Genomic DNA, 8896 nt, shown 5'->3' on the forward strand with positions numbered 1-8896 from the left:
GCCTTCATCGGGCTGCTCGCGGCGCTAGCGGCGGCCGGCCCCGTCGTCGTGCCCGCGGTGCGTTCCTACACGGAGAGCCGTCGACAGGCCTGAGCCAAAGCCCTCTTTATCCCGAACGCGCCGGGCCGTCTCCGCCGCCGCGCCGTGCTGAGCCCGGGTGGGCGGCGTCGGCGAGCTCGGTCCCCGCGGTGGTCCTGCGCGCCGGCACCCATGCCCGCAGCATCCAGGCCAGCGTCCCCAGGCAGGCGATCGCGAGCAGGGTATACGGGACGAGGTCCGAGGTTGCCTCGGCGAGCGCGCCGCTCGCCGAGGCCGCGAAGGCCTGCCCCGCCGCCCAGGTCAGGTTGGACAGCGCGAACGCGATCCCCTGGTTGAGCCCCGTGCCATCCGCGCCGGCGCTGACGAGCGCCGACGCTGGCGCGAAGAGCGAGCCGTAGAACGGGGTCCCGGCTATCAGGACCGCGATCAGCCAGGGCGCCGCGCTGGGAAGCGGGATCAGGATGCTGGCCGTCGTGCCGACAGCCAGCGAGACCGTCAGCGGCCGCGCCGCTCCGAAGCGGTCAGACAGCCGCCCGGCCAGCGGTGACAGGCCCGACTCGATCAGTGCTCCGCACAGGAATGTCGCCGCGATGATGGTCCCGGATGCGCCAAGCTGGGCAAGGCGCAGCGGCGCGAGTACGTCGACCACCCCGAAGCCGATGCCGGCCAGGGCCATCAGCCACATGCCCGTGGCTAGCTGGCGGTCGCGCAGCGCGGGCAGCGCCGCGCGCAGCGGCTGCGGAGCCTGGGGACGCGGGGACGGGACGGTGAACGTCACCACTATCAGGATCGTGCCCGCCACCGCGGCGGCCGAGAACGCCGGCCCGGTGCCCACCGCGTTAGCCGCCGCTCCGACAACCGGGCCGAACAGCGCGCCGACGACCGCCGCTCCCAGCGCGGTACCGAGCAGCTCGCCGCGCCGATCCTCCGGGGCCGCCGTCGCCAGCCAGGCCAGGCCCGCCGACCAGGTGCACGCGCCGCCGACGCCTTGGACGAACCGGGCGATATCGAGTACGGCGGCAGCCGATACCCAGCCGAAAACCAGGGTCGACGCGCACATCAGCGCCAGGCCGATCAGCACCGTCGCGCGGTCGCCGAGCCGGGCGATGAGCAGCCCGCTGGGTAGGGCGCCCACCAGGGTCCCCACCGGGTAGGCGGCGACGAGGATGCCCGCCCCGGCCTTGGACAGGCCATCCGTATGCGCGTAATGCGGCAGCAGCGGGGTTAGCGCGGAGAAGAAGACCGTGTCGACCAGGACCAGAGCGCACACGAAAACGAGCAGTCGGCGCATCGGGGGGTCCAGCTTCAACCGGATCCCCGCCATACATGCTCCGTCCTGACAGCCACATGGAGCGCTTGCTCCTCAGCTGCTACAGCGGCCTGCGGCCCTCAAGCCCCGCGCCCCATCGACAAGAGCCTATGCGGCCACGGCCGATGATCCTAGAGGCGGCGGTGTCTGGCGGTGCTTGCCGAACGTCGCCCAAACGGCCAACGGGAGCCTCAGCACGTCCACCGCGTCCCTGACGGAATCCGCACGCGGGAGCTTCGCCAGCCTGACCTCCCACCGTTCGAGGTCGCTCTGCCAGGCCTTGAGATACCCGGCGCACATGTCCGGCCGGATCTCATCGAGCTTTTCGCGTGCGCCGTTGATCGCTTTTTCCATGTCCTCCCGGCCCTGCGGCAGGCCGGGCAAGCGCCGGACGATCTCATCGAGCACGCGATTGCGGTCCGCCAGGAACATCCGCCAGTACTCGTGGTCCGCGGACTCCACACCCAGCTTGCTGTGCAGCAATGCGTAGAGTCCCTCGGCAATGACATCTCCGAATTCCTGCGCCGCGGCTCGCCGCGGGTCGGCGAACGGATTGTAAGCGACCTGTTCCGCCTGGAAGTCAGAGCTCGCCAGCCGCCCTTCTGCGGCGTCATGGTAGAAGAACAGCCAGTCCTCGTTGTAGATGTCGGGGAAGAACCCGAACGGAGCGCTTGAGTCCACCGCGAGGACCGACCCGGTAACGAAGACGTCTTGATCTTCGCCTACGCACCGGCGAGCATGGCAGACCACTGAATTGTCAGGAAAGCCGTTGATCGTCATGCCGGCGGTTCGATACGGGACGCCGCGCCGTCCCGGCGCCCCCAGCAGTGACACCGTCCCCGCGAGTGCCGCCGCGGAGACCTTCCTGATGTCGTCGTCCAGGAAAAGGACGCGCTGCCAGCCGAGCATGCGGGCCAGCACCAGGCCGATGTTCCGCTTGATGCTGAGGTCGCTGTAACGAGCGGCGCACACTACCCGCGCCGGGCCGTTGTCGACCCAGTATGTGGTCCTGAATTCGAAGTACGCATGCCTGTAATGCGCCGGTATCTGGATGACCGTGGCCCGGTGGAACGACCGCTCCGCGAGCCGGTCGCGCACGTCGCTGGTGTGGGCCTGGAAGCTGCATAGCAGTACGAGGTGGCAGTTCGCGGCTTCGGCCAGTCCGATGGCGGTCTGTAGGTTCTCGGCTGGCCGGGATGCGGGCACGATGATCGCGTCAGGCGCGACGCCGTCCTGCGCTGCCGTTGAAGGCGTTTGAGCTGGTCCGATAAGTTCCGCATGGGTGGGGTGCTGGCAGACTCTCGTCCCGTAAGGGGCGGTCACGCCCCGGCCCTGGGCCCGGCCGGAGAAGTCGCGGACGCGGTACTCGCGTCCGGCCATTGGTAAAGCACGGTTTCTGGAATGCTGAAGTCAGGTGTCATCGCTTCTCCTTCTATCACTTGTATCCGCATGAGGATAATGAATTGTTGTTTGTCGCGAAAATTTCGGGCTATGTACCGCTCGTTTGACTCGCGCAGCCGCGCATCGGTAAGGCTTCGCACCGCACCGTACACACCGCGACTGTGAATCCCGTTGCACATCGTGAGTGTCCGGTTCGAATTCAGCGGGTTGGGCATCCGCACCAGAAGGCCGATATCTTCGATCAATTTAGTGGGATTTGCGTCCGACCACTTGGGAAGATAGCGGCGCTCTTTGCCAGCTACCTCCGTGACGAAGATCTCTCCCGAAGGGATAGCCGGGTCTTCTTTTTGCAGCACCGGGAGCCTGGTCAGGTCCAGAAGCCGCCGTGTCACGTCATTCCAGCCGATTCCGCCAATAGTCACCACATGGCCGGAAAGGTCATCGGGTTTCACGTTCGGCGCGGACTTGTAGGCGACCCGCATGGCTGGATTTTCCATGCGTATATGGCCCCATAGCTCTACCATTGCGTCGAGGTCGGCGAAGGACATCAGCTCCGTGTAATTAGGGTCGTCCGGTTTGGCCAGCGGGCCGGCCTCTTGCTCGGGAAGCTGAGAGCAGACGAGCGTCAGCGGGCCGCTGTCGGCGAAGTGCCAGGAGTTCGAGCTCCCGCTGACGGCCGCGTGCAGTCGCAGCAGTTCCTCGCGGAGCGCTTCGTAAGAAACCAGCTCCTCTTGTGTGAACGTGTCCGTTGGCACCAGCTGGGGGGCTGGAACCAGGGACCTGCGCGTGGCGAAGAACTGCGCATAGGCGAGGATTCGCTCGCGCGGCGGCAGCTTGGGGGCACCCCTGTTCTCCCACGAGGCGACGGTGGCGGGTGACAGCGACTCGTTTCCGCCCAGGACTCTGGCGAGCGTGCTCTGCGTAAGTTTTGTGTCCGGCCACAGTTCGACGCGGAGGCTTCTGAGGCGGAGGGCCAGTTCTAGTTGCTCGGGCGGAACGAACTGCATAAAACGGTCACCTCCAGTAGGCGAAGTGCGCGTGAAGTTACGCGTGTGCAGGCTGGGACGTGTCGCGCCCTCGAGCGGGGACTTGGAGGTGCGAGTGGCGAGTAGCCGAGCGGTTGACGGGCCATATTCCTGGAAATTACGATAAAAGCACTACTGAGGTCCACCGTGGTCTTCTGAACTCTACTGAAATTCAGTAAAGAATAGTAGAGCGCAATAGGACCTAAGGCATCAGCATAGAGGGTACCGACCCAGATGTACAGCACTCAAGGGGCGGGACGTAGCGACGCCGATGTGACTGCTGCGCTGCCGAGAGGCCCGCCGGAAATCCAATCGCAATCGCCCAGATCGGGCGGAAATGAAGCTGGGCCGACGTGAGGCATCGGCCCAGCCACCACGAATCACATCCAGGTAGCAAATGATCGTGACGACAACGATGCTAGCAACCCTGTACCCGGTCCGAAAGTAGCAGCTAGACGGTCCGATCAGGGGCGTACAGGGTTGCCACGCGTCGCGCGTTGCGAGTCCGCTTCCCCTCCGCCGGCCACCCCGGCCATCGCATCGCTTCTTCGCACAACGAGGAACGGACAATGCTCGCACTCACGGCCGCCACCTATGGCCAGGACCCGACGCCCATACTGATCGCTCTCGGCGCGCTCGCCGCGGCGGTCTTCTGGCGATTCGCGCTCAAGATCGCGCTCGCCCTTGTGATCATCCTGCTCGTCGTGCTGTTCATCCACCTCGTCGATGACGAGACGGCCCTTGTCGAGGGCCTTCGCCGGGTCTTCGGGTGAGCAGCACGCGCCACCACGAACGGACAGTGGCGTTCCTGCCTGACAGACGCCACTGTCCGTTCGGGATGACTAGGGCCTTAGCCGGTCCGGCCCTCGAGCGCGCGGCGGGTCAGCACCCGGGCCAGGTGCTTGCGGTAGTCCGCGTCGGCGTGGAAGTCGTAACCCGGGGAGGTGCCCTCGGCGGCGAGCTCGGCCGCTGCCGCGATCGGCGCGCCCGAGCGGAGCGCCTCCTCCACGGCGAGCGCGCGCAGGGGCGTGCCGCCCATGCTGGCCAGCGCCACCCGGCCGCCGTAGGCCGCGACCCCGACGATCGCCCAGTCGTTGGCCCGCCTGACGAACTTCTGGTATCCCCACGGCACCGAACCGCCGCGCGGCACCCGTACCGCCGACAGCAGCTCGTCAGGCGCGAGCGCCGACTCGAACGGCCCGGTGAAGAAGTCGTCGGCGCCGACCACCCGCAGGCCGGACGGGCCGGTGATCTCGACGCGGCCGCCAAGCGCGAGCAGCGTCATCGGCAGGTCGGCCGACGGGTCGGCGTGCGCGAGCGAGCCGCCGATCGTGCCGCGGTGCCTGATCTGCGGGTCGCCGACCTGCGAGGCGGCATGAGAAAGGATCGGCACCTCGGCCCTGACGAGCGGCGACGAGACGAGCTCGGCGTGCCGGGTGGTCGCCCCGATCACGAGTTCGCCGCCGTCGGCCCGGATGCCGGACAGCCCGGCGATCCGCGCGATGTCGATAAGCAGCGCGGGCTGCGCCAGCCTGACCTTCATCATCGGCAGCAGCGAGTGCCCGCCCGCCAGCAGCTTCGCGTCCTCGCCGTAGGTGGCGAGCAGCGACAGCGCGTGCGCGGCGGAGTCGGCGACCTCGTACTCGAACGGCGCGGGGATCACGCGCTCACCTCGGCTTCGGACGCTGCGGAAGCCGCCGGGGAATCGGGCGCGGACAGCGCTTCCGCGGCCGCGAGCACCGCGCGGACGATGTTGTGGTAACCGGTGCAGCGGCAGAAGTTGCCTTCAAGACCCTCCCTGACCTCCTGCTCGGTCGGGTGCGGGTTCTCCGCCAGCAGGCTGGTGGCCGCCATCACCATCCCCGGGGTGCAAAAGCCGCACTGCAGCCCGTGCTGCTCGCGGAACGCCCGCTGGACGGGGTGCAGCTCACCTGACTCACCGGCGAGGCCTTCGACGGTGATCACCGACTGGCCGTTCGCCTGGGCGGCCAGCACCGTGCATGACTTCACCGACTCGCCGTTGAGCAGCACCGTGCAGGCGCCGCATGAGGTGGTGTCGCAGCCGACGTTGGCGGCGCGCAGGCCGCATACTTCGCGCAGGTAGTGCACGAGCAGCAGGCGCGGCTCGACCTCGCCTGACCTGGTGACGCCGTTGACGGTCAGCTTGAGCCGCATGCTACGCGTCCCTCGATTCGCTAGCGGCCGCGGCCGCGCTGATGGCCCGCCAGACTCGCTGCGGGGAGGCCGGCATGTCGATGTGCCGGACGCCGAGGTGGGACACGGCGTCGATCACCGCGTTCTGCACCGCGGGGGTGGCGCCGATCGTGCCCGCCTCGCCGATGCCCTTGGCGCCGAGCGGGTTGTAGCTGGTCGGAGTCTCCATGTCGGCGAGCTCGAAGCTGGGCACCTCGGTCGCCGACAGGAACGGGTAGTCCGCGAACGTCGCGGTCAGCGGGTTCCCTTCGGCGTCGTAGACGACCTCCTCGAGGAACGCCTGCGCCGCGCCCTGGGCGATGCCGCCGTGCCGCTGCCCCTCGGCGATCAGCGGGTTCATCACGGTGCCCGCGTCGTCGACCGTCACGATCCGGCGCAGGAACACCTTGCCGGTCTCGGTGTCGACCTCGACGACCGCCACGTGGGTGCCGAACGGGAACGTCGCTCCTGGCTGGGTGAACACGCTGTGCACGAACAGCCGCTCTGACTCGGCAAGCCGCGCCAGCGGCACGCTGATGTCCGGGTCGCCCTTGACGGTGAACGCGCTGGCCGCCGTGTCGAACACCAGGTCGGCGGCGCTGGCCTCCAGCGTGGCGGCGGCCCGCTCGCGCGCGACGTCGAGCAGCTCGCGCGACGCCTGGCGCACCGCCGCGCCGCCCAGCTGCAGCGACCGCGACCCGCCGGTGCCGCCGCCCCTGGGCACCAGGTCGGTGTCGCCCCACTTGACGGTGATCTTCTCGATCGGGATGCCCAGTTCCTCGCTGGCGAGCATCGCCCACACGGTCGAATGGCCCTGGCCGTGCGGCGAGGTGCCGGTGAGGATCGTGGCCGTGCCGTCGGGGTGCACCTCCACGGCGGCGTTCTCGTTCGGCCCGCCGGCCTCGCCGCCGGCCCCGGTGATCTCCACGTAGCTGGACAGGCCGATGCCCAGCTGCAGCGTGTCGCCGGCCGCGCGCCGTTTGGCCTGCTGCGCGCGAAGCTCGTCGTAGCCGGCGGCGGCGAGCGCCTTCTCAAGCGCGGTCACGTAGTCGCCGCAGTCGTAGACCGCGCCGAACGCGGTCGTGTGCGGCTCGGTGAACTTCGGCAGCAGGTTTATGCGGCGCACCTCGGCGGGGTCGACGCCGGCCTGCGCGGCGAACAGGTCGATAGCGCGGTCGATCGCGGCGGTCGCCTCGGGACGGCCCGCCCCCCGGTAGGCGCCGACCGGCGTGGTGTTGGTCACCACCGACGTCGCGACCGCCTCGGCCCGCGGTATCGCGTACGGCCCAGGCGCCATCAGGATCGTCAGCGACGGCAGGAACGCGCCGATCTTCGGGTAGGCGCCGCAGTCCTGCAGGATCTCGATCCGGTAGGCGAGCACGGTGCCGTCCCTGGCGCCGCCGATCGTGACCTTCTGCTGCTGCGCCCGGCCGTGCGTCATCGCGAGCAGGTTCTCGTTGCGGGTCTCCGACCACCGGGCGGGCCGGCCAAGCTGCCTGGCGATCCAGCAGGTGACCCCGTGCTCCGGGTCGGCGCCGAACTTCGCGCCGAACGCCCCGCCCACGTCGGGCGTGATGATCCGCACCTCGTCCGGCTTCAGGCCGAGCATGTCGGCGATCGCCATCTTCGTGCCCTGCGCGCCCTGGTTGGGGATCCACGCGGTCAGCCGGCCGTCCTCGCCCCACGTGGCCGCGGCCGCCCGGGTCTCCATCGGCGCCGGCGCGACCCGCTGGTTCAGGATCGTCTGGCTGACGACGACCTCGCAGCCGTCGAACAGGTTCTTGCTGAGGTTCGCCTCGTCGCCGAACTTGACCACCACGTTCGTCCCGGCCCCGGGGAACAGCACGCCCCTCGCGCCGGAGAGGGCGTCGGTCATGTCGACCACGGCGGGCAGCGGCTCGTAGTCCACGTCGACAAGCTCGATCGCGTCCTCGCCCTGGTAGGCCTGCTCGGTGACGACCGCGGCGACGGGCTCGCCGGTGAACCGCACCACGTCGGCGGCGAGCATGGGCTGCAGCATCCGCTGGTTCATGTTCGGCATCATCGGGCGGACCGGGTTGATCCCCGCCGCGGCCAGGTCCGCGCCTGTGTACACGGCGATGACCCCGTCGGCACCCTTCGCGGCGCTGGTGTCGATCGCGCCGATCCTCGCGTGCGCGACCGTCGAGCGCACGAAATGCACGTAGCAGGCTCCCGCCAGCCGTTCGTCCTGGACGTCGTCGGTGTAGACGGCTCCCGTGGTGAGGAAGCCGGGATCTTCGGTCCGCAGGACCCGGGTGCCTAGTATGCTCACGCCGCGTTAGCTCCTCTTTCCGTTGTAGCCGTCGTGACCCGCGCGGATGATCGCCGGAGACGATCCTTTCCCGGCGCAGGTCCGGTGGTCAAACCGGAGGCACAGGCCCCGTCCATCCCGAACGATCCGGGCCGCCTGTCTTATGCCGCGGCTCAATCCGGCCGGTGTGCCGGACGTCACGGGAGCCGCGTCAGTAGTCTCACCCAGACTTCGCTGATCCGTGCGCTGGCCACAGCGCGGCGCCGCGGGCGAGGGTCAGGCGCTTGCCCGACGGCCGGCCTGGTAGGCGGCGATCTCGGCGGCGACCAGCTGTTCGGCGCGCTGCGGGGTCAGGCCGAGGCCGCCGAGCGCCGCGGCGGCCGGGCCGCCCGCGGACACGACCCCGAGCAGCAGGTGCTCGGTGCCGATGTAGTTGTGGCTCAGCCGCAGGGCCGCCTTCAGCGCCTCTTTCAGCGCGGCCTTGGCGGTGCCGTCGAAGGTCAGGTCAAGCAGCGCCGCCGAGTCCGGTGTCGGGCCGGGCGCGGCCGGGCCGGCGCCGACCGCGGCGTAAACCTGCTCGGGGGTGATGCCCGCCGCCGCGACGGCCCTGGCGGCCAGCCCCTCCGGCTGGCCGAGCAGCGCCGCCGCCAGGTGCGC

8 protein-coding genes are annotated in these 8896 nt (G+C 69.2%); 1 reads left to right on the forward strand and 7 read right to left on the reverse strand.

All coding sequences use genetic code 11. The annotated features are described in order from the left end of the window. Positions 1–106 precede the first annotated feature (106 nt). The 3 genes from Q1N79_RS21045 to Q1N79_RS21055 all read right to left on the reverse strand — a co-directional run bounded on the left by Q1N79_RS21045 (position 107) and on the right by Q1N79_RS21055 (position 3756). The gene (locus Q1N79_RS21045; protein WP_300611534.1) at positions 107–1363 is read right to left on the reverse strand and encodes an MFS transporter; all 1257 of its coding nucleotides are present in this window, start codon (positions 1361–1363) and stop codon (positions 107–109) included. A gap of 93 nt (positions 1364–1456) precedes the next feature. Further along, positions 1457–2728 (reverse strand): hypothetical protein, encoded by a 1272-nt coding sequence (locus Q1N79_RS21050; RefSeq protein WP_300611536.1) that lies wholly within the window; start codon positions 2726–2728, stop codon positions 1457–1459. Further along, complete coding sequence (locus Q1N79_RS21055; protein WP_300611538.1) at positions 2668–3756, reverse strand: helix-turn-helix transcriptional regulator; 1089 nt, start codon at positions 3754–3756, stop codon at positions 2668–2670. Before Q1N79_RS21055 ends, Q1N79_RS21050 begins: the two co-directional genes overlap by 61 nt. A 587-nt stretch (positions 3757–4343) precedes the next feature. Between Q1N79_RS21055 and Q1N79_RS21060 the strand changes: the two genes are divergently transcribed. After that, positions 4344–4547: a hypothetical protein gene (locus Q1N79_RS21060; RefSeq protein ID WP_300611540.1), complete on the forward strand. Its 204-nt coding sequence runs from the start codon at positions 4344–4346 to the stop codon at positions 4545–4547. A 77-nt stretch (positions 4548–4624) separates the two neighbouring features. Here Q1N79_RS21060 and Q1N79_RS21065 read toward each other — a convergent pair whose 3' ends face one another. The 4 genes from Q1N79_RS21065 to Q1N79_RS21080 all read right to left on the reverse strand — a co-directional run. Next, positions 4625–5437 carry a xanthine dehydrogenase family protein subunit M gene (locus tag Q1N79_RS21065; protein WP_300611543.1) on the reverse strand — a complete coding sequence of 271 codons (813 nt, stop codon included), beginning with the start codon at positions 5435–5437 and terminating at the stop codon, positions 4625–4627. After that, positions 5434–5949, reverse strand: a complete 516-nt coding sequence (locus Q1N79_RS21070; RefSeq protein WP_300611545.1) for a (2Fe-2S)-binding protein — start codon at positions 5947–5949, stop codon at positions 5434–5436. Before Q1N79_RS21070 ends, Q1N79_RS21065 begins: the two co-directional genes overlap by 4 nt. Before the next feature lies 1 nt (position 5950). Continuing rightward, positions 5951–8260 (reverse strand): xanthine dehydrogenase family protein molybdopterin-binding subunit, encoded by a 2310-nt coding sequence (locus Q1N79_RS21075; protein ID WP_300611546.1) that lies wholly within the window; start codon positions 8258–8260, stop codon positions 5951–5953. Positions 8261–8515: 255 nt separating this feature from the next. Beyond that, the coding region (locus tag Q1N79_RS21080) for a Clp protease N-terminal domain-containing protein (RefSeq protein ID WP_300611547.1) at positions 8516–8896 on the reverse strand (381 nt) is incomplete at its 5' end.

Origin of the sequence: Trebonia sp. (assembly GCF_030042015.1) — a bacterium.
Lineage (GTDB): Bacteria > Actinomycetota > Actinomycetes > Streptosporangiales > Streptosporangiaceae > Trebonia.